Annotated in this window: 23 protein-coding genes; 19 read left to right on the forward strand and 4 right to left on the reverse strand. The window is 67.4% G+C overall.

Annotated elements, in window-relative coordinates:
* Positions 1 to 36: 36 nt before the first annotated feature.
* Positions 37 to 1,209, reverse strand: a complete 1,173-nt coding sequence (locus ABTW65_RS20110) for a lytic transglycosylase domain-containing protein (RefSeq protein WP_350663311.1) — start codon at positions 1,207 to 1,209, stop codon at positions 37 to 39.
* 233 nt (positions 1,210 to 1,442) lie between these two features.
* Here ABTW65_RS20110 and rplK point away from each other — a divergent pair, with 233 nt between their 5' ends.
* The 6 genes from rplK (at position 1,443) to ABTW65_RS20140 (ending at position 6,814) form a co-directional block, all read left to right on the forward strand.
* Positions 1,443 to 1,871 (forward strand): 50S ribosomal protein L11, encoded by a 429-nt coding sequence (gene rplK, locus ABTW65_RS20115; RefSeq protein WP_141802520.1) that lies wholly within the window; start codon positions 1,443 to 1,445, stop codon positions 1,869 to 1,871.
* A 61-nt stretch (positions 1,872 to 1,932) separates the two neighbouring features.
* Positions 1,933 to 2,649, forward strand: coding sequence for a 50S ribosomal protein L1 (gene rplA, locus ABTW65_RS20120; protein ID WP_350663313.1), 717 nt, complete (start codon positions 1,933 to 1,935; stop codon positions 2,647 to 2,649).
* A gap of 152 nt (positions 2,650 to 2,801) precedes the next feature.
* Positions 2,802 to 4,367: a carboxylesterase/lipase family protein gene (locus ABTW65_RS20125; RefSeq protein WP_350663315.1), complete on the forward strand. Its 1,566-nt coding sequence runs from the start codon at positions 2,802 to 2,804 to the stop codon at positions 4,365 to 4,367.
* Positions 4,368 to 4,446: 79 nt separating this feature from the next.
* Positions 4,447 to 5,238 (forward strand): transporter substrate-binding domain-containing protein, encoded by a 792-nt coding sequence (locus tag ABTW65_RS20130; protein WP_350663318.1) that lies wholly within the window; start codon positions 4,447 to 4,449, stop codon positions 5,236 to 5,238.
* A 29-nt stretch (positions 5,239 to 5,267) separates the two neighbouring features.
* The gene (locus ABTW65_RS20135) at positions 5,268 to 6,047 is read left to right on the forward strand and encodes an amino acid ABC transporter permease (RefSeq protein ID WP_350663320.1); all 780 of its coding nucleotides are present in this window, start codon (positions 5,268 to 5,270) and stop codon (positions 6,045 to 6,047) included.
* Positions 6,047 to 6,814, forward strand: a complete 768-nt coding sequence (locus tag ABTW65_RS20140) for an amino acid ABC transporter ATP-binding protein (protein WP_350663322.1) — start codon at positions 6,047 to 6,049, stop codon at positions 6,812 to 6,814. Before ABTW65_RS20135 ends, ABTW65_RS20140 begins: the two co-directional genes overlap by 1 nt.
* Before the next feature lie 11 nt (positions 6,815 to 6,825).
* Here ABTW65_RS20140 and ABTW65_RS20145 read toward each other — a convergent pair whose 3' ends face one another.
* On the reverse strand, positions 6,826 to 8,007 hold the full coding sequence (locus ABTW65_RS20145) for an MFS transporter (protein ID WP_350663323.1): 1,182 nt from the start codon (positions 8,005 to 8,007) through the stop codon (positions 6,826 to 6,828).
* Positions 8,008 to 8,071: 64 nt separating this feature from the next.
* On the opposite strand from ABTW65_RS20145, the gene ABTW65_RS20150 reads away from it, so the two are divergent.
* Genes ABTW65_RS20150 through ABTW65_RS20160 form a run of 3 tightly spaced genes read left to right on the forward strand, consistent with a single transcriptional unit; the run spans position 8,072 to position 10,240 of the window.
* The gene (locus tag ABTW65_RS20150; RefSeq protein WP_350663325.1) at positions 8,072 to 8,611 is read left to right on the forward strand and encodes a CGNR zinc finger domain-containing protein; all 540 of its coding nucleotides are present in this window, start codon (positions 8,072 to 8,074) and stop codon (positions 8,609 to 8,611) included.
* Between the two features lie 9 nt (positions 8,612 to 8,620).
* Entirely contained in the window at positions 8,621 to 9,496 is an 876-nt protein-coding gene (locus ABTW65_RS20155; protein WP_350663327.1) for a phosphotransferase family protein, read from the forward strand.
* Positions 9,497 to 9,529: 33 nt separating this feature from the next.
* Positions 9,530 to 10,240, forward strand: a complete 711-nt coding sequence (locus ABTW65_RS20160) for a maleylpyruvate isomerase family mycothiol-dependent enzyme (RefSeq protein ID WP_350663329.1) — start codon at positions 9,530 to 9,532, stop codon at positions 10,238 to 10,240.
* On the opposite strand, the gene ABTW65_RS20165 is transcribed toward ABTW65_RS20160, so the two are convergent.
* Complete coding sequence (locus ABTW65_RS20165; protein WP_350663331.1) at positions 10,185 to 11,438, reverse strand: MFS transporter; 1,254 nt, start codon at positions 11,436 to 11,438, stop codon at positions 10,185 to 10,187. The genes ABTW65_RS20160 and ABTW65_RS20165 overlap by 56 nt on opposite strands.
* Before the next feature lie 151 nt (positions 11,439 to 11,589).
* The gene (locus tag ABTW65_RS20170; RefSeq protein ID WP_350663333.1) at positions 11,590 to 12,579 is read right to left on the reverse strand and encodes an aldo/keto reductase; all 990 of its coding nucleotides are present in this window, start codon (positions 12,577 to 12,579) and stop codon (positions 11,590 to 11,592) included.
* 243 nt (positions 12,580 to 12,822) lie between these two features.
* On the opposite strand from ABTW65_RS20170, the gene rplJ reads away from it, so the two are divergent.
* From rplJ to ABTW65_RS20220, 10 genes are all read left to right on the forward strand, one after another.
* Positions 12,823 to 13,404, forward strand: coding sequence for a 50S ribosomal protein L10 (gene rplJ, locus ABTW65_RS20175; RefSeq protein ID WP_350663335.1), 582 nt, complete (start codon positions 12,823 to 12,825; stop codon positions 13,402 to 13,404).
* Between the two features lie 94 nt (positions 13,405 to 13,498).
* Entirely contained in the window at positions 13,499 to 13,885 is a 387-nt protein-coding gene (rplL, locus tag ABTW65_RS20180; RefSeq protein WP_141802532.1) for a 50S ribosomal protein L7/L12, read from the forward strand.
* A gap of 394 nt (positions 13,886 to 14,279) precedes the next feature.
* Positions 14,280 to 15,263: an ABC transporter ATP-binding protein gene (locus ABTW65_RS20185; RefSeq protein ID WP_350663337.1), complete on the forward strand. Its 984-nt coding sequence runs from the start codon at positions 14,280 to 14,282 to the stop codon at positions 15,261 to 15,263.
* Positions 15,263 to 16,048: an MlaE family ABC transporter permease gene (locus ABTW65_RS20190; RefSeq protein WP_160025586.1), complete on the forward strand. Its 786-nt coding sequence runs from the start codon at positions 15,263 to 15,265 to the stop codon at positions 16,046 to 16,048. Before ABTW65_RS20185 ends, ABTW65_RS20190 begins: the two co-directional genes overlap by 1 nt.
* A 12-nt stretch (positions 16,049 to 16,060) precedes the next feature.
* A complete protein-coding gene (locus ABTW65_RS20195) occupies positions 16,061 to 16,888 on the forward strand; it encodes an MlaE family ABC transporter permease (protein WP_350663339.1) in 828 nt (275 codons plus the stop codon).
* Positions 16,885 to 18,246: an MCE family protein gene (locus ABTW65_RS20200; protein ID WP_350663341.1), complete on the forward strand. Its 1,362-nt coding sequence runs from the start codon at positions 16,885 to 16,887 to the stop codon at positions 18,244 to 18,246. Before ABTW65_RS20195 ends, ABTW65_RS20200 begins: the two co-directional genes overlap by 4 nt.
* Entirely contained in the window at positions 18,243 to 19,295 is a 1,053-nt protein-coding gene (locus ABTW65_RS20205; RefSeq protein ID WP_350663343.1) for an MCE family protein, read from the forward strand. Before ABTW65_RS20200 ends, ABTW65_RS20205 begins: the two co-directional genes overlap by 4 nt.
* Positions 19,292 to 20,266 carry an MCE family protein gene (locus tag ABTW65_RS20210; protein ID WP_350663346.1) on the forward strand — a complete coding sequence of 325 codons (975 nt, stop codon included), beginning with the start codon at positions 19,292 to 19,294 and terminating at the stop codon, positions 20,264 to 20,266. Before ABTW65_RS20205 ends, ABTW65_RS20210 begins: the two co-directional genes overlap by 4 nt.
* Positions 20,263 to 21,402 (forward strand): MCE family protein, encoded by a 1,140-nt coding sequence (locus ABTW65_RS20215; RefSeq protein WP_350663348.1) that lies wholly within the window; start codon positions 20,263 to 20,265, stop codon positions 21,400 to 21,402. The genes ABTW65_RS20210 and ABTW65_RS20215 overlap by 4 nt, the downstream gene beginning before the upstream one ends.
* 38 nt (positions 21,403 to 21,440) lie before the next feature.
* Positions 21,441 to 22,904 (forward strand): MCE family protein, encoded by a 1,464-nt coding sequence (locus ABTW65_RS20220; RefSeq protein ID WP_350663350.1) that lies wholly within the window; start codon positions 21,441 to 21,443, stop codon positions 22,902 to 22,904.
* Positions 22,905 to 22,928 lie beyond the last annotated feature (24 nt).

Genomic DNA, 22,928 nt, shown 5'->3' on the forward strand with positions numbered 1-22,928 from the left:
GCTGATGGATATGGGGAGCAGTTATTGGTGACGCGATCACGGCAGCGTCTTGATCAACCACTCGACGTACCCGGTGATGTCAGTGACGACTCCGGGAACGACGGCGTTGGCCTGGGTGACGGTCTTGCCGACCAGCCTGATGCTGCACGAGTCCACGGCTCGGTTGGTGTCCCAGCCGTCGGCGAGGTCGGGGAAGCGGGAGGACAGCTCGGCGGCACAGATGCCGCGGCGCTCGGAGATCGAGGCCCAGCTGCCGTCGTCGGACGGGGTGGGGCTGGGGCTGGGGGCCGTCGAGGGGGTCGGGCTCGGCTCGTTCGAGGGCCGGGTGCCGGAGCTCGGCTTCGGCGCGGTGGTGCCGGGCTTCTTCTTCGCGGGCTTCTTGTCGGCCCTCTTCGAGGCGTTCTGCCCCGGGCGGCCGGGGTTCGGCTCGGCGTGCGCGGGCGCGGCGGCGAGCTCGATGTCGTCGCCGCCGTAGGGGCTGTCGGAGTAGCCCTTGGCGATCTTCAGGACGGTGGAGACGTACGCCTCGCTGCGGTTGTAGCGGGTGAGCGCGGCCTTCTTCCCCTTATCGGTGGAGACGTCCTCGTCGCCGGAGCAGAGGTAGACGGCGGCAGCGAGAGCGGCGTCGTCGATGTCCTGCGGGTTGCGTACGCCGTCGCCGTCTCCATCGACGGCGACCAAAGGCCAGGTGGAGGGGATGAACTGCATCGGCCCGACGGCCCGGTCGCCGCTGGTGAGCTTGTCGACAGCACCGGCGTCGGTGTCGGGTGCGGGGTCGCCGGCAGGAGCGGTCAGTGCGGGACCGTAGATCGGAGGCGTGGCCTTGCCCGAGTCGTCGAGCCGGCTGCTCTTCAGGCGCCCGTGGTCGGACTCGACCATTCCGACGGCGGCGAGCAGCGTCCAGTCGAGGGCACAGCCCCGGTCGGCGGTGGTGACGACGGCGGCCGCACGCTGATAGGCGGCCAGCGCCGACATCGGGATGTCGCTTCCCTGTGCCATCGCAACGGCGATCGTGCCGGTACGCGCGCCCTTGCGAGCCCCTTGCGCAGGCGCGGGCTTGGTGACGCTCGCGGGCTGATCGATCACCGACGTCACCAGGGTCTCGCCGCCGGGCAGCGTCACCGGTTCGACAGGGTCGAACCCGGCGCCGGTGGCGGTTGCGGTCCACGCGGCCGAGAGCGCGGCCAGCGGCACGAGTGCGGCGAACATGGACAGACGTCGATTGAACAATTCAGCTCCCTTTGTAAATCCCCGGGGGAGTATGCCAAGGGCAGTGGTGGCCGTCACTCAGGGGGTCCCACTGAGTGGGCCGCCCTCGCTGATTTCGTGAACCCGGACGGATCACGGACAATTGACCAGTTGCGAGAGCAACACCGCAGGTGGCAGAGGCCGAAACGTACAAGCGGCTTCGTCATGACCACGAGAAGGAAGAGATCTCAAGAATGCCTCCGAAGAAGAAGATCGCAGCGCTCGTCAAGGTGCAGCTTCAGGCCGGTGCCGCGACTCCGGCCCCGCCCGTCGGTACCGCGCTCGGTCCGCACGGCGTCAACATCATGGAGTTCTGCAAGGCGTACAACGCCCAGACCGAAGCCATGCGCGGCAACGTGATCCCCGTCGAGATCACCATCTACGAGGACCGCAGCTTCACCTTCATCACCAAGACCCCGCCGGCCGCTGAGCTGATCAAGAAGGCCGCCGGCCTCAAGAAGGGCTCGTCCGTCCCGCACAAGGACAAGGTCGGCAAGCTGACCAAGGACCAGGTGCGCGAGATCGCGACCACCAAGCTGCCCGACCTCAACGCGGAGGACATCGACGCCGCGATGAAGATCGTCGAGGGCACCGCCCGCTCCATGGGCGTCACCACCGACTGACCGTGGGAGAGCCGCGCTGGCTCGCTAACCACATCTCCTCTTAACTACCGAAGGAATCACCATGCAGCGCAGCAAGACCTACCGCGCGGCGGAAGAGACGTTCGACAAGAACGAGCTCTACGCCCCGCTGGCCGCGATCAAGATCGCCAAGACCTCCAGCAAGAAGAAGTTCGACGAGACCGTTGACGTCGTCATGCGTCTCGGCGTCGACCCCCGCAAGGCCGACCAGATGGTGCGCGGCACCGTCAGCCTGCCCCACGGCACCGGTAAGACGATGCGCGTCATCGTCTTCGCCGCTGCTCCGGACAAGGCCGAGGCCGCTCGCGAGGCCGGCGCGGACGTCGTCGGTGGCGATGACCTCATCGAGAAGGTCTCCGGTGGCTGGCTCGACTTCGACGCCGTCGTCGCGACCCCCGACATGATGGGCAAGGTCGGCCGCCTCGGCCGCGTGCTCGGCCCGCGTGGCCTCATGCCGAACCCGAAGACCGGCACCGTCACCCCGGACCCCGGCAAGGCCGTGTCCGACATCAAGGGCGGCAAGATCGACTTCCGGGTCGACCGTCACGCCAACCTTCACTTCATCATCGGCAAGGCCTCCTTCTCCGAGGCTCAGCTCGCTGAGAACTACGCCGCTGCTCTCGAGGAGGTGCTTCGTCTGAAGCCGTCCTCCTCCAAGGGCCGCTACCTGAAGAAGGTCACCCTCTCGACCACCATGGGCCCCGGTGTCCAGGTCGACCCCAACCGCGTCAAGAACGTGGCGGGTGAGGACGAGGCCTGAGCCTCGACCGACCACACGAGCGCCGCTGCCCGGTTTCGGGCAGCGGCGCTCGTCGCATTTGGGCGCTGCGTACGGCCTGTTTCGGTCCTTCCGTCACTGCCCGTGGACCGCGTCGGGGCCCTAGGTTCGGACGGTCGACGAAAGGAAAATCGGTGCTCAGACTTCGTGCTCTCGTCCCGGTCCTTGCCCTAGTCCTGGCAGCGACGGCGGGCGTCACCGCCGCCGCGGCAGATCCGCCCGAACCGTCCGAACCGGTGGTACGGACCGACAAGGGAGCGGTCCGCGGTGTTGCCCACGGCGGTTTCCGGACCTTCCAGGGAATCCCGTACGCCGCCCCGCCGGTCGGCCGGCTCCGCTGGCGCGCCCCGGCGCCGGCCGCTTCGTGGACCGGGGTGCGGGACGCCACCGAACCGGGTAGCCAGTGTGCGCAGCAGGCCCCGGCGTACGGAGGTGCGACGACCTATGAGGAGGACTGCCTGTTCCTCAACGTGTTCGCCCCGGACCGCCCGGCGAAGCGGAAGCTGCCAGTGATGGTGTGGTTCCACGGCGGCGGAAACACCACCGGCTCCAGCTCCGGTTACGACGCGAGCAAGCTCGCCGTCGAGGGTGACGTGGTGGTCGTGACGGTCAACTACCGCCTCGGCGCGATCGGCTGGCTGGCGCATCCCGGGTTGGATGGGGCGTACGAGTCCGGCAACTACGGCCTGCTCGACCAGCAGGCTGCGCTGCGCTGGGTGCAGCGCAACGCCGCCGCCTTCGGTGGCAACCGGGGCAACGTGACGATCTTCGGTGAGTCGGCCGGGTCGATCGACACCTGCGCCCAGATCGCCTCGCCTGCCGCCGCTGGACTGTTCCACAAGGCGATCCCGCAGAGCGGGAGCTGTGCGGCCGGAGCTCGCAGCGATGCGGGTGCCGATGCCGAGGGTCAGCGGCTCGCCGCCGCGGTGGGCTGCGGCGACGCGGCTGATGTGGCCGCCTGCCTGCGGGCCACCCCCGTGAAGAAGTTGATCGAGGCCTTCGGTGCCGCCGGGCTCAACGCCGGACCGGTCGTCGGCGACCCGCGGGTGCTGCCGCGGACCTACCCCGATGCCATCGACTCCGGAAGGTTCAACCGGGTGCCGGTGATGCACGGCTCGACCCTGGACGAAATGCGGCTCTACGTCGGGCTCGAATATCCGCAGTCGATCACGGTGGCGAAGTACGAGCAGGTCGTACGCAGCACCTACGGCCCCGCCGCGGATGCCGTCCTCGGGCTCTACCCGGCGAGCGCCTACGACGAGCCGCGGCACGCCCTGGCCGCGATCCGTACCGACTCGGCGGGTGCACTCTCCACCTGTGCCCATCAGGAGGCGTTCGCGAAGCTCGAGGCCGCCGGGGTGTCGGTCTTCGCCTATCAGTTCGCCGACCGGGGCGCACCGCCGCTGATCGACATGCCCGGCTACGAGGAGGGCGCGGAACACGCCACCGAGCTGACGTTCCTGTTCCCGGGGCTCCTCGGTGAGCTCGACGAAGGACAACAGAAGCTGTCGGACACGATGGTCGCCTACTGGACCTCGTTCGCCCATCACGGTCGCCCGGTCGCACCCGCTGCGCCTCGTTGGCCGACCTTCCGGGACTCTGGCGACGTACTTCAGCTGGCTCCTGGCGAGGCCGGGGTTCACCCGGTGGACACGGCCGCGACGAGCAACTGTGAGTTCTGGGCCACCGTTCTCGGTTGATGCACGATCTCACAACGATGGCCCGCCACCTCAAGGGGCAGCGGGCCATCGGTGTCCAAAGACACGTAGAGTGCCACGCATGAATCTGCGGAAGCTCGCTGCTGCCCTGACCGTTCCCGTCCTCGGCCTGGCGCTCGCCGCCTGCGGTGGCGGCGACGAGGGTGGCACCTCCCCGTCGGGTGCGAAGCTGGTCAAGGCCGACACCCTGACCATCTGCACGCACCTTCCCTACAAGCCGTTCGAGTTCAACGAGGGCGGCGAGGTCGTCGGCTTCGACATCGACGTGCTCAAGATCGCGGCCGATGCCGAGGAGCTCGAGACCGAGGTCGTCAACATCGGCTGGGAGACCATCGTCTCCGGTGAGGCCCTCAACTCCGGCAAGTGTGACGTCGCCGCCGGCGCGATGACGATCACCGAGGAGCGCGAGAAGGTCATGGACTTCACCGAGCCCTACTTCGAGGCGACCCAGGCCCTGATGACCAAGAAGGGCGCGGGCTACGCGTCGCTCGACGACCTCGGCGGCAAGACCATCGCGGTCCAGGAGGCGACCACCGGCGCCGACTACGTCAAGGAGAACGCCCCCGAGGACACCAAGATCATCACGCTCGAGGACTCCGCGCTGATGATGCAGGCGGTCAAGTCCGGCAAGGCAGACGCCGGCGTCAACGACAACGGTCTGCTCTACGACTTCGTCAAGGACAACACCGACATGGAGATCACCAGCGAGTTCCAGACTGGTGAGGCGTACGGCTTCACGGTCAAGAAGGGCGGCAACGACAAGCTGCTCGAGGTGCTCAACAAGGGCATCAACGACAAGGCCGCCTATGACAAGGTCTACAACAAGTGGTTCGGGGAGGCTGCCGCGCAGTGAGTAGCGCGGCCGTAGTTCCCAAGAAACGGATGTCGCCGCGCAAACGCGCGGCGCTCGTCCGTTACATCCAGTACGCCATCTTGGTGCTGCTGGTCGTGGTCCTTGCCCTGATCGCCGACTGGGTTGAGATCAGGCGCGCGTTCCTTGACATCGACATCGCCTCGCAGCTGTTTCCCGATGTCATCCTGATCGCGCTCAAGAACACGATCATCTACACCGCCTGTGGCTTCGCCTTCGGGCTGGCGCTGGGTCTGGTCTTGGCGCTGATGCGGCTCTCCAGCGTGGGTCCGTACCGGTGGATCTCCACCGGCATCATCGAGCTCTTCCGCGGGTTGCCGGCGTTGGTCGTCTTCCTGGTGCTCGGCCTCGGCTTGCCAATCGCCTTCGGTCTGAACCTCGGCAACATCGTCACGGTGACGCTGGCGCTCGGTCTGGTCGGCGGCGCCTACATGGCCGAGACGATCCGCGCGGGCATCCAGGCGGTGCCGAAGGGGCAGTACGAAGCGGCCCGCACGCTGGGGATGACCCACACGCGCGCGATGGTCACGATCGTGATCCCGCAGGCGTTCCGCATCATCCTGCCGCCGTTGACCAACGAGCTGATCCTGCTCACCAAGGACTCCTCGCTGGTCTACATCCTCGGTCTGTCCCTGGACGAGTACGAGCTGACCGCGTTCGGCCGGGAGAACATGAACGCCTTCGCCAACCTGACCCCGATGGTCACGATCGCGCTGTGCTACCTGCTGATCACGGTGCCGCTCTCGATCGTCGTACGCCGCATGGAAGCCAAGTCCGGGAAGGCCCGCTGATGACCCAGACCGAGACGACACCGGCTGCCGACCGCAGCGCGGCAGTGATCGACGTACAGAACCTGCACAAGTACTTCGGTGACAACGAGGTGCTCAAGGGCATCGACTTCCACATCGCGCGCGGAGAGGTCGTCTGCGTGATCGGGCCCTCGGGCTCCGGGAAGTCGACGCTGCTGCGCTGCGTGAACCTCCTCGAGGAGCCGACCAGCGGCACGATCCTGGTCGACGGTGATGAGATCACCGATCCGGACGCCGACGTGGACGCGCTGCGAGCGCGGATCGGGATGGTCTTCCAGCAGTTCAACCTGTTCCCGCACATGACCGCTCTGCGCAACCTGACGGTCGCCCAGGAGAAGGTGCTCAAGCGGGGCCGGGCCGAGGCCACCAAGATCGCTCGGGCCAACCTGGAGAAGGTCGGGCTCTCGGACAAGGCCGACGCCTACCCGGCTCACCTCTCCGGTGGCCAGCAGCAGCGCGTCGCCATCGCGCGGGCGCTGTCGATGAACCCCGACATGATGCTCTTCGACGAGCCGACCTCCGCGCTGGACCCCGAGCTCGTCGGGGACGTTCTGGCGGTCATGAAGGACCTGGCTGCCGAGGGCATGACCATGATGGTGGTGACCCACGAGATGAGCTTCGCCCGCGAGGTCGCCGACAAGGTCGTCTTCATGGACGGTGGCGTGATCGTCGAGGAGGGCATCCCCGCCGATGTCCTCGGCAACCCCCAACACGAACGCACCCAGGCGTTCCTCGCCCGGGTGCTCTGAGGCGCGGATGCTCACCGAGGTACCTCGGTGAGCATCCGGCCGCAGTTGGCGGTGGTGGCTGCAAGGCCGAGGCAGAGGCCCGCGCCGACGAGCCAGACCGTCGGAACTCCGTGCGACAGCAGGCTCGTCGCAAGCATCGGCCCGATCGTCTGCGCGATCCCCCAGCAGGTCCCGTACGCCGCCAGGTAGCCCGCCCGCGAGCCGTCGGTCGCCGCTAGGCCGGCCACGAGCGCGATCGGTGGGCCCAGGAGAAGCAGCTCGCCGAGGGCCACGATCGCTGAGCCGACCGCGAGGAGCGGCAGCGGTGCTGCGTACGCGATGACGGCGAAGCCGACGGCCATCAGGACCAGGCCCGCGCGGATGAGCGTGAAGGGCCGAGCGGCGGCGCCGCGGAGCAGGCGCTGCCCGGCGATCGTGGTCAGCGCGGCGACCACGAGCAGCCAGCCGGTGGCCGCGGCGTCGTGCCCGCGGGCGGAGACGGTGAGGGGGAGAGCGATCGTGCTCAGGATCCATGCGGTGGCGAACCCGGTGCCGAGCGCGAGCATCGTCAGGAGCCGGCGGTCATGCCACGGGCTCGGACCGGACCGCTGCCGGCGGCGACTCCGAGCCGTGGTGTCGCGGACGAGTGCGAGGACGAGAACCGCAGCGCACAGACAGGTGACCGCGTCGGCGACGAAGAGCAGGCGCAGGTCGATACCGCCCACGAGTGCGGCCAGGGCACCTGCCGCCACACCGGCGACGGCCATCGCGGCGCCATAGAGCCCGTACGCCTGTGGCCGCCGCTCCATCTCCACCGACTCCGCGATCAGCGCCTGGGAGGCGGGCTCGTAGATCTCGTACGCCAACCCGAGCAGCGTCGCGCCGATCAGCGCGCCGGCGATCCCGGCAGATGTGGCGATGACCAGCTGGGCCACCGCGCACGCGACGAGTCCCACGACGATGGTCGGCCGGCGGCCCACCGTGTCGGCCATCCAGCCGCCGAGGAGCCGCGAGGGGATGGTGGCGATCCCGAAGGCCGTCACGACAGCGCCGGCCGTGGCGAGGGAGGCGCCGTGCACCTCGACCAGGGCGACCGCCATGAAGGCCATGGCGAACGAACCCAACCGGTTGACCGCTCGGGCGATGACCAGCACGACGAGGGATCGCGGCCACCGCGTGCCTCGGTGACTGGTCAATGGTTGAATGACGGTCATGGAGGAGACGGTAGGACCCGAACTCGTGACTGGTCAAATACATTTCGACAGTCACGTGCATACGGTGACCGAGCAGGCCTGCAAGCTCGTCAACGCCCTGACCCCAGGGCATGACGGCACCCGTCCAGTGCAGCCGCCTCCCTCCGGCCGGCGAGCACAGGTCGTCAGCGAGCTGCTGGCCCGTCCCGACTACCAGCCCCAGGTCGAGGAAGGCGACGCCGACGGGATGGTCGCGCTCGCCGAGTCGCTGCGAGTCGTGTTCGAGGCAGCGGCCGGCGGCGACCTCGACACAGCCGCCTCGGCGGTCAATGCCCTCATGCGCGAGATGGGCTCGGTCCCGCAGCTCGACCGGGCTCGAGGAGGAGGCTGGACGCTGCACTTCCACGGCCGCGACCCCGGCCTCGTCATCGGCTGGGGTGCGGGCATCGCCGCCGGCCTCGCGCTGGCGATCGGCTCGGACCTGGCCGGCCGCCTCGGTGTCTGCCAGGCCGACCCGTGCGACCGCGTCTTCGTGGACACCTCCAAGAACGCCGGCCGCCGCTTCTGCTCCACCCGCTGCCAGAGCCGGGTCAAGGCCGCCGCGCACCGCGCCCGCCAGAAGTAGATGTGCCGCATGCGAAGCGATCCCGCTGTTGACTGCTCTGCCGCGCTCGAGTGGGTCGAGGAAGTGCTGGGGGAACAGGTCGGTGAGGTGCGACGCCTCTCTGGCGGCTGGACGTCGACCATGCTGGCGATCACCCCGAGGCTGCACGAGGCGGTCGTGCTCCGGCTGATGACCAACGAGCCGTGGCGTACGCACGGTGAGCCGCTCACCACCCGGGAGAGCGAGATCCAGCGGATGCTCGCGTCCACCGAGGTTCCTGCGCCGCGGTCGCTCGCGGTCGACGCCACGGGTGAGCGGTGCGGACACCCGGCACACCTGATGACGCTGCTTCCGGGGGCGATCGAGCCGCAGCGGAGCGACGACGCCTCGCTCCTGCGGCTCGCTGAGCTGCTGGCGAGCATTCACGCGGTCGAGCCGACGATCGACGTACGCAGCTACCAGTCGTGGGCGTGGGAGGCGAAGTTCGTCGTCCCGGTGTGGGCCGTGGACGCAAGACTGTGGGAGGACGCCTTTGCGCTGCTGCGCAGCGAACCACCGGCGTACGATCCCTGCTTCATCCACCGTGACTTCCAGCCGCGCAACGTGCTGTGGAATCGCGGCGAGGTCAGCGGTGTCGTCGACTGGGTCGAGACGTCGATCGGGCCGGCCTGGCTGGATGTGGCCCACTGCGCGACCAATCTCGCGATCATTCACGGGACCGAGGTCGCGGACCGGTTCGCCGATGCGTACGCCGCGAAGACCGGCCGTCCGCCGCAGCCGTACTTCGACGTGATGGACGTCGTCGGCTTCCTCCCGCCGCCCGGCAAGACGTCGTTCATCACCGACCCCGCCGACCTGGTGCGCCTGGAAGGGCGGCTGGCTGCGGTCATGACGAGATACTGCTGAGGCCGACCCCTCGCGGTCGATAGTGTCTGCGACGTGCCAACGCCTGACGACTACTACGTGACTCTCGCTGAGCTGCAGGCCGAGTTCGCGGCCGCGCTGAAGCAGGCCGATCCGGACGTGCCGGTTCCGTCCTGCGACGACTGGTCGATCGGAGACCTGGCCGATCATCTGGCCGGGGTGCACCACTGGGCCGCGGCGATGGCGCGCGACGAGGACGAAGAGTCGCTGCCGGTTCCGTTGGACCTGGTCGCGGCCTATGAGGCGCAGGCCGCCGAGCTGCGCGAGACGCTCTCGGCGCTGGGGCCGGAGGCGACCGGCCGGATCCTCAACGGGCTGACCGAGGACGGCCGCGGGCCGGTCGTGTTCTGGTTCCGGCGTCAGGTGCATGAGACCCTGGTCCACCTCTGGGACATCCGGTGCGCGCTCGGGCTCGCCGCACCCGAGGCGACCCCGGAGCTCTGGGCCGAGACGGTCGACGAGGTGCTGACCGTGATGTACCCGCGTCAGATCGCGCTGAAGCGCACGCGCAAGGTCGTCACCCGCATCGAGCTGACCGCGACCGACATCGACCAGACCTGGGCGATCGGGGCTCCGAACGCGGTGCAGAAGGTGTCCGTGACCGGATCCGCTCGTGACCTGGCGCTGCTCCTCTGGGGTCGTACGACGCCACGGTCCGCCGACCTGACCGTCACCGGTGACGAAGCCGCCCTGGCCGAGGCACTCTCACGCGCTCTCGTTCCCTAGCTAAGCCTTGAAGTCGGGCACGGTCGGCGTGGCCGGTCCAGTAGCCGACCCAGACCGCTCCGGCGAGCGAGAAGAGACCGAGCGCGACCGGAGCGGCGGCGATCGAGAAGACCGCAGCCAGCGCGGAGACCAGGAGCGGTCCGCCGGTGCCGCCGAGGTCGCCGCACAGCCGCCAGCCGCCTAGGAACTGAGCGCGTCCGTCGTCAGGTGCGGCATCGGCGCCGAGCGTCATCACGATCCCAGAGCCGAGGCCGTTGCCGATGGCGATCAGCGCCATCACCGCGCCCAGGCTGAGCGCGTCGTGGGTGAGGGGGAGCAACAGGCAGCCGAGGCCGACGGCGAGCACCACCGGGATCGCCACGACCTGACGCCCGCGGTGGTCGAGCAGCCAGCCGCCCGGGAGGGTGAGGGCGATGTCGACCAGCGCGGCCCCGGCGAAGAGCAGGGACACGACCGAGGCCTCGAGGTGGATGTGGTCGGCCCAGAGCGGGAGCAGGCCGGTGCGTACGGACCGCGAGATCCCGATGATCACCACCGCCACCCCGAGCGTGGCGAAGGTCCGGCGATGGGTCCACAGCACGCTGCGTACGCTCAGATGCCCCTGCTCACGCGAGCGGGTTCGGCCGAGCTCGGGCATCCAGCCGCCGATCACCGCCGAGCACAGCGACATCGCTGCCGCGAACAGGAAGACCGCGGGGAGACCGAAGAGGTGGATGAGCCCGGCGCCGAGCAGCGGCCCGACGAAGACGCCGAGCCGGAACGACCCGCCCAGCAGCGACATCGCCCGGGCCCGGTGGGAGAGCGGGGTCGCGTCGATGAGGAAGCCCTGCCGCGCGATCAGGAACGCCGTCCAGCTCATCCCGCTTACGAACACGGCGATGGCGAGCACCGCGACCGAGCTGCTGAGGAACGCCACGGTCATCGCGACCGCGTCGAGCGCCCCGGCGCCCATCAGCGTCCGCCGCTCGCCGATCCGCGCCACCAGCGACCCCGCGGGCAACGAGGTGGCCAGCGACCCGATCCCCAGCAGCGCGACCACGAACGCAGCCATCGATGCGTCCGCGCCCAGGTCGGAGGCCCGAAGCGCCAGCACCGGCATCACCGCCCCGTGCCCCATGGAGCTGACGATCGAGGGCGCGTACGCCACCAGCGCGATGTCTCGGAACCGGAACTCCTCGGTCGTCGTCTCCGTCGTCACCCCTTTACTCTGCCCGATTCATTACCGATGCTCACTATTTTTTTCACCCGGCGAGACGTCAGCCCCGTCGGCCGAGACGTCATTCAGGTCGGCCGAGACGGCAACGCGGTGCCCACTCGGCCGACGCGAGCGACGCCTCGGCGGAGGATCGTCACCAGCGAGAGTGGACGGCCTCGCGGAAGTGGGTGTCATAGATCCGACGTACGCCGGAGAGCAGCGCCTCGGAGAGTGTCGGCAGCGAGCCGGCGGCGGAGTTGGCGTGGGCCTGGGAGGTGTTGCGGGCGCCGGGGATGACGGTGGTGACGCCGGGCTGCTGCGCGACCCAGGCGAGCGCGACCTGCGCGGGCGTGGCGCCCTCGGGACCGTGCTCGGAGACCAGAGCGGAGAACTCCTGCGCGGCCTTGACCCCGGTGGCGAAGTCGACGCCGGAGAAGGTCTCGCCGACGTCGAAGGCCTCGCCGTGGCGGTTGTAGGTGCGGTGGTCGTCGGCAGCGAACGTCGTCGACTCCGAGTAGCGACCCGACAGCAGTCCGGAGGCCAACGGCACCCGCGCGATGATCCCGACACCTGCCTCCGCGGCAGCCGGAAGCACGCGGTCCAGAGGCTTGAGCCGGAACGCGTTCAGGATGATCTGGATGGAGGCCACGTTTGGCCTCGCGATCGCGGCCAGAGCCTGGTCGCACGTCTCCACGCTCACGCCGTACGCAGCGATCACCCCCTCCGAGACCAGGGTGTCCAGCGCGTCGTAGGTCGCCGAGGACTCGATCGTCTCCGACGGCGGGCAGTGCAACTGCACCAGGTCGATCGTGTCGACGCCGAGGTTGGTGCGCGAGCGGTCCAGCCACTCGCGGAAGGCGGCGAGCGTGTAGTTCGAGGGCACCTGGTCGACCCGGCGCCCCATCTTCGTCGCGACGAAGATCCCTTCGTGCGACCGCAGGAACCGCCCGATCACCTCCTCGCTCCGGCCGTCCCCGTAGACGTCGGCGGTGTCGAGGAAGGTCACCCCGTCGCCCACCGCGGCCTCGAGCACCGCCAGCGCATCCGACTCGCTGACCTCGCCCCAGTCGGCACCGAGCTGCCAGGTGCCGAGACCGATGACCGACGCCGAGCGACCGATCCTTCCGAAGGTGTGGCTCTCCATGCGGGCAAACGTACTGCCCGCCGATTTGGCCGCACCCCGCGGCGTACGCATAATTGTTGTCTGAAACCAGAGACCGCCGGTTGTCAGGTGCGCATGCACTCGATCGAAGGTTCCGCAGGATGCGGACGGCCAGCGTAGGTGAAGAGCAAGACGAGAACTTACGTCACGCCCTGAGCCTGCGCTCGGGGCGTTTGTCATGCAGGGCCCTCACCGGTGGAATCGATTCCCGGAAGAAGGAGACCCATGGCGCGGGCTGAAAGGCAGGCTGCTGTCGCGGAGATCGCTGAGAAGTTCAGCGCCTCTAGCGGTGCCCTGCTCACCGAGTACCGTGGTCTCACCGTCGGCGAGCTGAAGACTCTTCGCCGCTCGCTCGGTGAGAACGCCAACTATGGCGTGGTCAAGAACACGCTGACCAAGATCGCCGCCAAGCAGAGCGGCATCGAAGGTTTCGACGACCTGCTGACCGGCCCGACCGCGATCGCCTTCATCAAGGGTGACGTCGTCGAGGCGGCCAAGGGCCTGCGTGACTTTGCCAAGGCCAACCCCAACCTTGTCATCAAGGGCGGGTACCTGGACGGCAAGGCCATCGACGCTGCTGAGGTTGGCAAGCTTGCCGACCTCGAGTCGCGCGACGTCCTGCTCGCCAAGCTTGCCGGCGCGATGACCGCGTCGCTTTCGCAGGCTCTGTACGCCTTCAACGCTCTGCCCTCGAAGACCGCGCAGCTCGCTGCCGCTCTCGAGGCCAAGGCCGCGGAGGACCCCTCGATCCTCGCAGGTGGTGCCGCTGAGCCGGCTGCCGCCGAGGAGGCTCCGGCCGAGGCGTGATCGCCCCGGTCGTAACTAACCACCACCTGTAACCCCGGCCCCGCTGCGTACTCACAGAAAAACGCACAGGGCCACCACGAAAGGAACTGCCATCATGGCGAAGCTCTCCACCGACGAGCTGCTCGACGCTTTCAAGGAGCTCACCCTCATCGAGCTCTCCGAGTTCGTCAAGGCCTTCGAGGACACCTTCGGTGTCACCGCTGCCGCTCCGGTCGCCGTTGCCGCCGCTGGCGCCCCGGGCGCCCCCGCCGCTGCCGCTGAGGAGGCCAAGGACGAGTTCGACGTCATCCTCGAGGCCGCTGGCGACAAGAAGATCAACGTCATCAAGGAGGTGCGCGCTCTGACCTCCCTCGGTCTGAAGGAGGCCAAGGAGCTCGTCGAGGGCGCCCCCAAGGCTGTCCTCGAGGCCGCCAACAAGGAGACCGCTGACAAGGCGAAGGAGGCCCTCGAGGCCGCCGGCGCCACGGTCACCGTCAAGTGATCTGAGGGCTTCGGCCCTTGAGCCCGGGTTCGGCGGATTCCGCCGGGCCCGGGCTTTCCACATCGCGGACACAGTTCCGCAACAGATCGGTCAGATCGCAGCGTAACGCTGCGATCGTTCAAACCGCGGGTTGCTACTCCTGAGTAGCCTCTCGCGGTTTGTTTCGTTATCTTGAACACACACCGAGCGCGAAGGGTCGCAATCCGACCGTCGACGTGTTGGCTGGGGGAGTTCGTCTCGGGTGGTGATCACCGTCATCGTTCGCAGGCCGCCATGGTTTACAAAAGTGTGACGCGTGTCGCAGGAAGTGCGTAACCTCCGTCACACTCTGCCGTTAGTCGGGCAGTGGGGGACTTGAGGGAGAACCCCGCGAACAGGAAGGGAGCCGGCCCGGATGGGTGTAGACGTAAAGATCGAAGGGCTGACCAAGAGCTTTGGTAAGCAGCTCATCTGGAAGGATGTCACGCTGACGCTGCCTGCGGGCGAGATCAGCGTGATGCTGGGTCCGTCCGGCACGGGTAAGTCGGTGCTCCTCAAGACCTTGATCGGTCTGATCAAGCCCGACACGGGCTCTGTGGTCATCGAGGGTGTCGACATCGCCAGCTGCTCGGAGCGTGACCTCTACGAGGTTCGCAAGCTGTTCGGCGTGCTGTTCCAGGACGGCGCCATGTTCGGTTCGATGGATCTCTTCGACAATGTCGCGTTCCCGCTTCGTGAGCACACGAAAAAGAGCGAGTCCGAGATCCGCAACATCGTCATGGAGAAGATGGACCTGGTCGGTCTCATCGGTGCCGAGAACAAGCTTCCCGGCGAGATCTCCGGTGGTATGCGCAAGCGTGCCGGCCTGGCGCGTGCGCTGGTCCTCGACCCCGAGATCCTGCTGATCGACGAGCCCGACTCGGGTCTGGACCCGGTGCGTACGGCGTTCATCAACCAGCTCTTCATCGACCTGAACGCGCAGATCGACGCGACGTTCCTGATCGTGACCCACGACATCAACTCGACGCGTACGGTCCCGGACAACATTGGCCTGCTTTACCACAAGCACCTGGCCATGTACGGGCCCCGCGAGATGCTGCTGAGCTCCGAGGAGCCCGTGGTGCGGCAGTTCCTCAACGCCCAGACGATCGGCCCGATCGGCATGTCCGAGGAGAAGGACGCCGACGAGCTGGCCGCGGAGAAGGACATGGGTCTGCCGCCGCTGCCGCCGATCCCGATGCAGCTCGAGCCGTCCAACGGCATCCCGCGCAAGTACCAGCGGCCGCCGGGCGCCTGGTGCCGCGAGAACGGTGTCACCCCGCCCCCGGGCTCCTTCCGGGCAGACGCGGCAATGGCCCCCGGCGGCGTGAAAGCAGACCCCACAGAGGCTCCTTACTGATGTCATCCCTGACCGCCGCCAGGGTCCTGAAACCGATCGGGACCGCTGGCTCACTCTTCGCGTTCGGTCTGGACGTGGGGCGAGCCGTGTTTCGGCGCCCCTTCCAGTTCCGAGAGTTCATCCAGCAGGCGTGGTTCATCGCGTCGGTGACGATCGTCCCGACCGCGCTGGTCGCGATCCCCTTCGGCGCGGTCATCGCGCTGCAGGTGGGTGGCTTGGTGGCTCAGTTCGGTGCGCAGTCCTTCGTCGGCTCGGCCGCGGTCCTCGCGGTCGTCCAGCAGGCTGCCCCGATCGCGACCGCGCTGCTGGTCGCCGGTGCCGGTGGCTCGGCGATCGCCGCCGACCTGGGCGCTCGGAAGATCCGCGAAGAGCTCGACGCGATGATGGTTCTGGGCATCGACCCGATCCAGCGGCTGGTGGTCCCGCGTGTTCTCGCCTGCATGATGATCGCGGTCTTCCTCAACGGCTTGGTCTCGATCGTCGGCGTCATGGGCGGGTACGTCTTCAACGTCATCATCCAGGGCGGCACCCCGGGTGCCTACCTGGCCAGCTTCACCGCGCTCGCGCAGATGGCCGACCTGTGGCAGGGCCTCGCGAAGGCGCTGGTGTTCGGTCTGATCGCGGCGATCGTGGCTTCGTACATGGGCATGAACGCCGGCGGTGGCCCGAAGGGCGTCGGCGACGCCGTCAACCAGTCGGTCGTCATCACGTTCCTGCTGCTGTTCATCGTCAACTTCGTGATGTCTGCGATCTTCCTGCAGATCATCCCGAGCAAGTCCGGATAGGAGGCGAGACGGATGGCGAACATCAAGGCGATCTACGAGAAGCCTGCCAAGAGCCTCGACCACCTCGGTGACGAGCTCGGCTTCTACCTGCGCGCGATCTCGTGGTTTCCGCGCACACTGAGGCGCTACAAGAAGGAGATCCTCCGGATCCTCGCCGAGGTCACCCTCGGGTCGGGGGCGCTGGCCGTCATCGGCGGCACCGTCGGCGTGATCCTGGCGATGACCTTCTTCACCGGCGCCCAAGTCGGCCTCTCGGGCTACACCGCGCTCGACCAGCTCGGCACCTCGGCGTTCTCCGGCTTCGTGTCGGCCTACTTCAACACCCGTGAGATCGCGCCGCTGGTTGCGGGCATCGCGCTCGCGGCGACGGTCGGGTGCGGCTTCACGGCCCAGCTCGGCGCGATGCGCATCTCCGAAGAGGTGGATGCCCTCGAGGTCATGGCGATCCCGTCGCTGCCGTTCCTCGTCACCACCCGGATGATCGGCGGCCTGATCGCGATCGTGCCGCTCTACGTGGTCGGCCTGCTCTCCTCCTACGTCGCCACCCGGTTCACGGTGATCCTCTTCTACGGCCAGAGCGCTGGCACGTACGACCACTACTTCAACACGTTCCTGCCGCCCATCGACGTGCTGTGGTCCTTCGGCAAGGTGCTGATCTTCGCGGTCGTGGTGATCCTGATCCACTGCTACCACGGCTACAACGCCTCCGGCGGTCCCGCAGGGGTCGGCGTCGCGGTCGGCAAGGCGGTGCGTACGAGCATCGTCGCCGTCTCCGTGCTCGACCTGATGCTCTCGATGGCGATCTGGGGCAGCACGACGACAGTGAGGTTGGCGGGATGACTCAGACACTCGCACCTGACGAGACCCAGCACCATCTGCCGACGCCCCACAAGAGGAGCGCTGCGGCGCTGGCCTGGGGCAGGCAGAAGGGCAAGATCCTCGGGATCGTCTTCATCGCGCTGGTCCTGGCCGCGCTCGGGCTGACCTGGGCGCAGTTCACCAACAAGTTCGGGAACTTCGAGGAGATCACGCTCAAGGCCGACCGCATCGGTCTGCAGCTCCCCGACCGTGCCGACGTCAAGGTCCGTGGCCTGATCGTGGGCGAGGTCCTCGAGATGAAGGCGACCGACGAGGGCGCCGAGCTGACCCTGGGGCTGTTCCCCGAGGAGATCAGCAAGGTCCACCCGGACGTAACCGGCGCGATCCTCCCCAAGACCCTCTTCGGCCAGAAGTACGTCTCGCTGGTCCCGCCCAACACCGACTTCACCGAGCCGATCAAGGCCGGTGCCGTCATCGAGAAGACCAAGATGGCCACCGAGGTCCAGGCCGTGCTGCGTGACCTCTACCCGCTGCTGCGGACGATCCAGCCGGCCGACCTCAACAACACGCTCAACGCGCTCGCCACCGCACTCGAGGGTCGCGGCGACAAGCTGGGGGAGTCGCTCGACACCCTCGACTCCTACCTGAAGCGGCTGAACCCCGAGATCCCGGCGCTGATCGAGGACCTCGAGCTCGCCACCGAGGTCTCCGGCACCTACCAGGCCGTGCTCCCGGAGATCGGTCAGATCCTGCGCAACACCATCGTCACCGCGACCACGCTCGAGGACCGCGAGGTGGAGCTCAAGAAGATGCTGACCGACGTCACCGCGTTCTCCAACACGGCCGACCAGTTCCTCGACGACAACGGCGACACGCTGATCCAGGTCGGCGAGGTCGGCCGGCCGGTCACCCAGGCGCTGGCCCGTTACGCCCCGATGCTTCCCTGCCTCATCGGCGGCATGGACATCCTGACCGACGAGTTCACCGAAGTGTTCCGCAACAACACCGTCCACATCACGCTGGAGACGCTGCCGCACCAGTCGCGTCCGTACTCGACCAAGGACAAGCCGCGCTACGGCGAGGACAGCGGGCCCTACTGCGGTGAGATGCCGAACGCGTCCTGGAGCCAGAAGAAGCCGTTCGCGCCATTCCCCAACAAGAACGACGGCGTCGACGAGCCCACCGGAAAGGGCGTCATGCGCTCCGCCACAGGCACGACCGATTACTCGGCCCTGTCCTATGTCGGTACGTCGGCCGAGGCCGATGTGATCAACGAGCTGTTCGCCCCGGGCATGGGCATGAGCGCCGACGAGGTCCCCGACCTCGGTGCGCTGATGCTCGGTCCGGCCGCGCGTGGAGCGGAGGTGAGCTACGAATGAGCGCAGTGAAGCTCTTCGACGCCAAGACCTTCCAGGACTTCTGGAAGCTGGTCATCTTCGTGATCGTCACGACGCTGGCCACCGCCCTGCTCGCCATCACCATCGGCAACGTCACGTTCGGTCAGACCGATGAATACAAGGCGGTCTTCACCGACGTCACCGGTGTGAACAAGGGCGACGACGTACGCATCTCCGGCGTCAAGGTCGGCTCGGTCAAGGGCATCGAGATCTCGGACGACGCGCGCAGCGCGGTGGTCACCTTCACGGTCGACAGCGCGCAGCAGATCGCGACCACGACCGAGGCGACGATCAAGTACCGCAACCTGATCGGCCAGCGCTACCTCGCGCTGACCAACCAGCTGGTCGGCGACGCCTCCGCGATGCAGGAGGGTCAGACCATCCCGGTCGGGCGGACCCACCCGGCGCTCGACCTGACGGTGCTCTTCAACGGGTTCAAGCCGCTCTTCCAGGCGCTGTCGCCCAACGACGTCAACACCCTGTCGTACGAGATCGTCCAGGTCTTCCAGGGCGAGGGCGGCACGCTGGAGAGCCTGCTCTCCCACACGGCCTCGCTGACCTCGACACTGGCCGAGAAGGACCAGGTCATCAACGCCCTGATCGACAACCTCACCGAGGTGCTCGAGCACGTGGGTGATCGCGAGAAGGAGCTTTCCAGCCTGATCGTGACCTTCCGTGACTTCGTCGGCGGTCTCAACAACGACCGCGAGGCGATCCTCGGCTCCCTGGACCAGATCTCGGCGCTCTCCGTGGAGACCGCCGGCCTGGTGCACGAGGCGAAGGACCCGCTCCTGGAGGACCTGCGCCAGGCCCGGAGGTTCTCCGACGAGGTGGCCAAGGACAAGCGCCAGCTCGACGACGCCCTCGAGCTCCAGCCGATCAAGCTGGACAAGATCGGCGCGACGGCCAGCTACGGCGGTTGGTTCAACTTCTACCTGTGCGGTCTGCGGGGCACGATCCGCGACCCTGAGGGCAAGGACCTCGAGATTCCGCTCTACGAGCCCGGTCAAGCGAGGTGCAACCTCGGATGATTCCCTTCCGCGAACGTAACCCAGTCAAGATCGGCATCGTCTCGATCGCCGTCCTCCTCATGCTGATGGTGATGGCGTTCAAGGCCGACAGCCTGCCGCTGATCGGTGGTGGCACCACCTACTACGCCAACTTCTCCGAGGCCGGTGGCCTGAAGACCGGTGACGAGGTCCGAGTGGCCGGTGTTCGGGTCGGCAAGGTCAACTCGATCGAGCTCGACGGCAACCAGGTCAAGGTCGGCTTCAAGATCCGCGAGAAGGTCAACTTCGGGGAGAACTCCGGAGCCGGCGTGCGCGTGAAGACGCTGCTCGGCGACATGTTCCTCGAGCTGCAGCCGGCCGGAGAGGGCCAGATGAAGGCGGGAGCCACCATCCCGGTGGACCGCACGGAGTCTCCCTACGACGTGGTCGAGGCCTTCGAGGGCCTGGCCGACACCTCCGCCAACATCGACAAGGACCAGCTCGCCGCGGCGCTCACCACGCTCGCCGACCTGACCCGGTCGACGCCGGAGGAGTTCCAGGCCGCGCTCACCGGCGTCTCCGACCTCTCCCGCAATCTGGCAGCCAAGGACGAGCGCATCGAGTCGCTGCTCACCCAGCTCGACCGGGTGACGAAGGTGCTCGACGAGCGCGACGAGGACCTGATCACGCTGATGAACGACGCCAACCAGCTCTTCGCGGCGCTGGTCGAGCGGCGCGAGGCGGTCCACAACCTGCTCATCTCGACCCAGCAGCTCTCCAAGGAGCTCTCCCAGCTGGTCGACGACAGCCGTGCCGACCTCAAGCCGGCGCTGGAGAGCCTCGACGTGATCCTCGACGTCTTCACGAAGAACGAGGAGAACCTCGAGAAGTCGCTGCGGCTGATGGCGCCCTTCTACAAGGTCTTCAACAACACCCTGGGCAACGGTCCCTGGTGGGACACCTACATCCAGAACATGCCTCCCGTCCCGGCTCTCACTGGGAGGACCCCGTGAACAAGCTGATCGTTCCGATCATCATCGGTGCTCTCATCCTCGGAGTCGGGGCTTGGGCCCTGGTCCGCGACACCGGTGAGAAGACGCTCGTGGCGCACTTCCCGCGCACGGTCTCGCTCTACGAGGGAAGCGACCTGCGCGTGCTCGGCGTCGCCGTCGGTAAGGTGACCGCGGTCGAGCCGAACGGCACCGACGTGAAGGTCACCCTGGAATACAAGAGCGACGTCGACCTGCCCGCGGACGCCAAGGCCGTGATCATCTCGCCGTCGATCGTCGGCGACCGCTACGTCCAGGTCACGCCCGCCTACGACGGCGGCAAGAAGCTGGCCGACGGTGCGGTGTTGAGCACCGACAAGACCTCGGTCCCGGTCGAGCTCGACCAGATCTACTCCAGCGTCGACGACCTCGTGGTCGCGATCGGTCCCGACGGCGCCAACAAGAACGGCGCCCTCACCGACCTGCTGCAGCAGACCGCGAAGAACCTCGGCGGCCAGGGCGACAAGATCAACTCGACCATCGGCGACCTCGGCAAGCTGACCAAGGTGCTCGACAACCGCGACGAGCAGTTCTTCGACTCCGCCGAGCAGCTCGAAGGCTTCATCGGCACGCTCGCCGAGAACGACAAGACCGTACGCGACTTCGCCCAGGCGCTCGCCGAGGTCTCTTCTATGCTCGAGGGCGAGCGCGAAGAGCTCGCCGCGTCGATGAAGAACCTCTCGATCGCGCTGAGCAAGGTGACCCAGTTCGTCCGGGACAACAAGTCGATCCTGCGCGAGGACATCCAGGGCCTCAACCGGATCGGCAAGGTCCTGGTGAAGCAGCGCAAGGCTCTCGACGAGAGCCTCCGGACCGCTCCGCTGGCGCTCAACAACCTGGGCCTGGCCTACAACCCGGAGACCGCCACGCTCGACACCAATGCCAACATCACCATGATCCTCGACGAGATCATCGAGAACCCTGCTTCGTTCCTGTGCAGCCTCGTGGACCAGGCGACCAACGGCAGCAGCGCCGAGATCTGCTCGCAGATCCGGCAGATGCCGGGGCTGAACCGCTCCGCGGCGATCGGTCTCGGCACCGGTTCGTCCTACGGGGTGCCCTATGACATGTCGCTCGGCGGCCTCGTGGAGGTGAAGTAATGCTGAAGCGGAGCCCGAAGCCAAATAAGCCGACCACGATGAAGCGCGCCCTCCAGGCGTTCGTCGGCGTGATCGCCGGCGCCCTGATGCTGACCGGCTGCGGCACCTTCTCCGTCTACGACCTGCCGCTCCCGGGCGGGGTGGACGCCGGTGACGACGCGATATCTGTCACGGCGCAGTTCCAGGACACTCTCGACCTGGTGCCCCAGTCGACCGTCAAGCTCGAGGACATCGACGTCGGCAAGATCAACAAGATCTGGCTCGACGACGGCGTCGCCACGGTCGAGATGCTGCTGAAGAAGGATGTCAGCCTTCCGAGCAACGCCCGCGCGTCGATCCAGCAGACCTCCCTGCTGGGAGAGAAGTTCGTCTCGCTGGAGCGGCCGGCCGAGCCCGATTCGGCCAAGCTCACCGATGGCTCGACGATCCCGCTGTCGCAGACCGGCCGCAACCCGGAGATCGAAGAAGTCTTCAGTGCGCTGAGCCTGCTGCTCAACGGTGGTGGCGTCGCCCAGCTGAAGACGATCTCGACCGAGCTCAACAAGGCGCTCGCCGGCCGCGAGGACTCCGCCCGCTCCGTACTCCACCAGGTGGAGAAGCTGGCGCGCGACCTCGACAACAACAAGGAGAAGATCGTCGCGGCCATCGAGGCGCTCGATGCGCTGGCGAAGGCCACCAACGCGCAGATGGGTTCCATCGACGCCGCCCTCGACGAGCTGCCCTCGGCGCTCTCCAGCCTCGACAAGCAGCGCGCCGACCTGGTCAAGATGCTCAAGGCCCTGGAGCGGCTCGGAGACACCGGCGTACGCGTCATCCGGGCGTCCAAGGACAACACGATCGGGATCATCAAGGATCTCAGGCCGCTCCTGTCGAACCTGGCCGACTCCGGTGACGACTTCGTCAGGGCGATGAACACGATCCTGACCTACCCGTTCGTCGACGCGGCGGTCGGTGGTTCGCCGCAGGCCGCGCGCAATCTGCACATGGGTGACTTCGTCAACCTCGACGTCACCGTCGACCTCAACCTCGACACGCTGCTCCAGAACGCGCCGCGGGTCGGCGACACCGTCTGCTGGGGTCTCGAGGAGATCAACCGAAAGCTGAAGACGTATCCCGACGAGGAGACGGCTCTCGACTGGCTCAACAACCTCACGAACGTCTGCAAGGACGGCGGCCTGGCCAGCGCCATCGACACCTGCCAGGAGGTGCTGACGGGGCAGTCCTCCTCGGCGCCCCAGGCGTGTGTGACGGGCGTGCTGGGTTCGATCGGGAAGACCCTCGACGGTCTGCTCGGGATCGGGGCGCCCTCGTCCAACGGCGGGAGCACCACCGACGACGGCTCCGGGTGCGTGCTGATCCTGTTCTGTCGTGCTGGCGCGACGCCAGGGACGCATGCGGTGACGTACGACGAGCTGAGCAAGGAGCTCGACCCCGGGCTGACCTCGCTGATGATCCCGGCGCTGAGCACCTCAAGCAACACTCACCAGGAGGGCGTCTCATGATCACCCGCCGTACGAAGATGCAAC

Origin of the sequence: Nocardioides sp. NPDC127503 (genome assembly GCF_040302165.1) — a bacterium.
In the GTDB taxonomy this organism is placed as follows: domain Bacteria; phylum Actinomycetota; class Actinomycetes; order Propionibacteriales; family Nocardioidaceae; genus Nocardioides.

What these genes read in the sequence shown, in the direction of transcription:
- ABTW65_RS20185 (WP_350663337.1), top strand. Translation starts at nt 14,280, where the DNA reads ATGGGTGTAGACGTAAAGATCGAAGGGCTGACCAAGAGCTTTGGTAAG.
- ABTW65_RS20130 (WP_350663318.1), top strand. Translation starts at nt 4,447, where the DNA reads ATGAATCTGCGGAAGCTCGCTGCTGCCCTGACCGTTCCCGTCCTCGGC.
- ABTW65_RS20190 (WP_160025586.1), top strand. Translation starts at nt 15,263, where the DNA reads ATGTCATCCCTGACCGCCGCCAGGGTCCTGAAACCGATCGGGACCGCT.
- ABTW65_RS20210 (WP_350663346.1), top strand. Translation starts at nt 19,292, where the DNA reads ATGATTCCCTTCCGCGAACGTAACCCAGTCAAGATCGGCATCGTCTCG.
- ABTW65_RS20140 (WP_350663322.1), top strand. Translation starts at nt 6,047, where the DNA reads ATGACCCAGACCGAGACGACACCGGCTGCCGACCGCAGCGCGGCAGTG.
- ABTW65_RS20155 (WP_350663327.1), top strand. Translation starts at nt 8,621, where the DNA reads ATGCGAAGCGATCCCGCTGTTGACTGCTCTGCCGCGCTCGAGTGGGTC.
- ABTW65_RS20195 (WP_350663339.1), top strand. Translation starts at nt 16,061, where the DNA reads ATGGCGAACATCAAGGCGATCTACGAGAAGCCTGCCAAGAGCCTCGAC.
- rplL (WP_141802532.1), top strand. Translation starts at nt 13,499, where the DNA reads ATGGCGAAGCTCTCCACCGACGAGCTGCTCGACGCTTTCAAGGAGCTC.
- rplA (WP_350663313.1), top strand. Translation starts at nt 1,933, where the DNA reads ATGCAGCGCAGCAAGACCTACCGCGCGGCGGAAGAGACGTTCGACAAG.
- ABTW65_RS20205 (WP_350663343.1), top strand. Translation starts at nt 18,243, where the DNA reads ATGAGCGCAGTGAAGCTCTTCGACGCCAAGACCTTCCAGGACTTCTGG.
- ABTW65_RS20170 (WP_350663333.1), bottom strand. Translation starts at nt 12,579, where the DNA reads ATGGAGAGCCACACCTTCGGAAGGATCGGTCGCTCGGCGTCGGTCATC.
- ABTW65_RS20220 (WP_350663350.1), top strand. Translation starts at nt 21,441, where the DNA reads ATGAAGCGCGCCCTCCAGGCGTTCGTCGGCGTGATCGCCGGCGCCCTG.
- ABTW65_RS20200 (WP_350663341.1), top strand. Translation starts at nt 16,885, where the DNA reads ATGACTCAGACACTCGCACCTGACGAGACCCAGCACCATCTGCCGACG.
- rplK (WP_141802520.1), top strand. Translation starts at nt 1,443, where the DNA reads ATGCCTCCGAAGAAGAAGATCGCAGCGCTCGTCAAGGTGCAGCTTCAG.
- ABTW65_RS20110 (WP_350663311.1), bottom strand. Translation starts at nt 1,209, where the DNA reads ATGTTCGCCGCACTCGTGCCGCTGGCCGCGCTCTCGGCCGCGTGGACC.
- ABTW65_RS20145 (WP_350663323.1), bottom strand. Translation starts at nt 8,007, where the DNA reads ATGACCGTCATTCAACCATTGACCAGTCACCGAGGCACGCGGTGGCCG.
- rplJ (WP_350663335.1), top strand. Translation starts at nt 12,823, where the DNA reads ATGGCGCGGGCTGAAAGGCAGGCTGCTGTCGCGGAGATCGCTGAGAAG.
- ABTW65_RS20135 (WP_350663320.1), top strand. Translation starts at nt 5,268, where the DNA reads ATGTCGCCGCGCAAACGCGCGGCGCTCGTCCGTTACATCCAGTACGCC.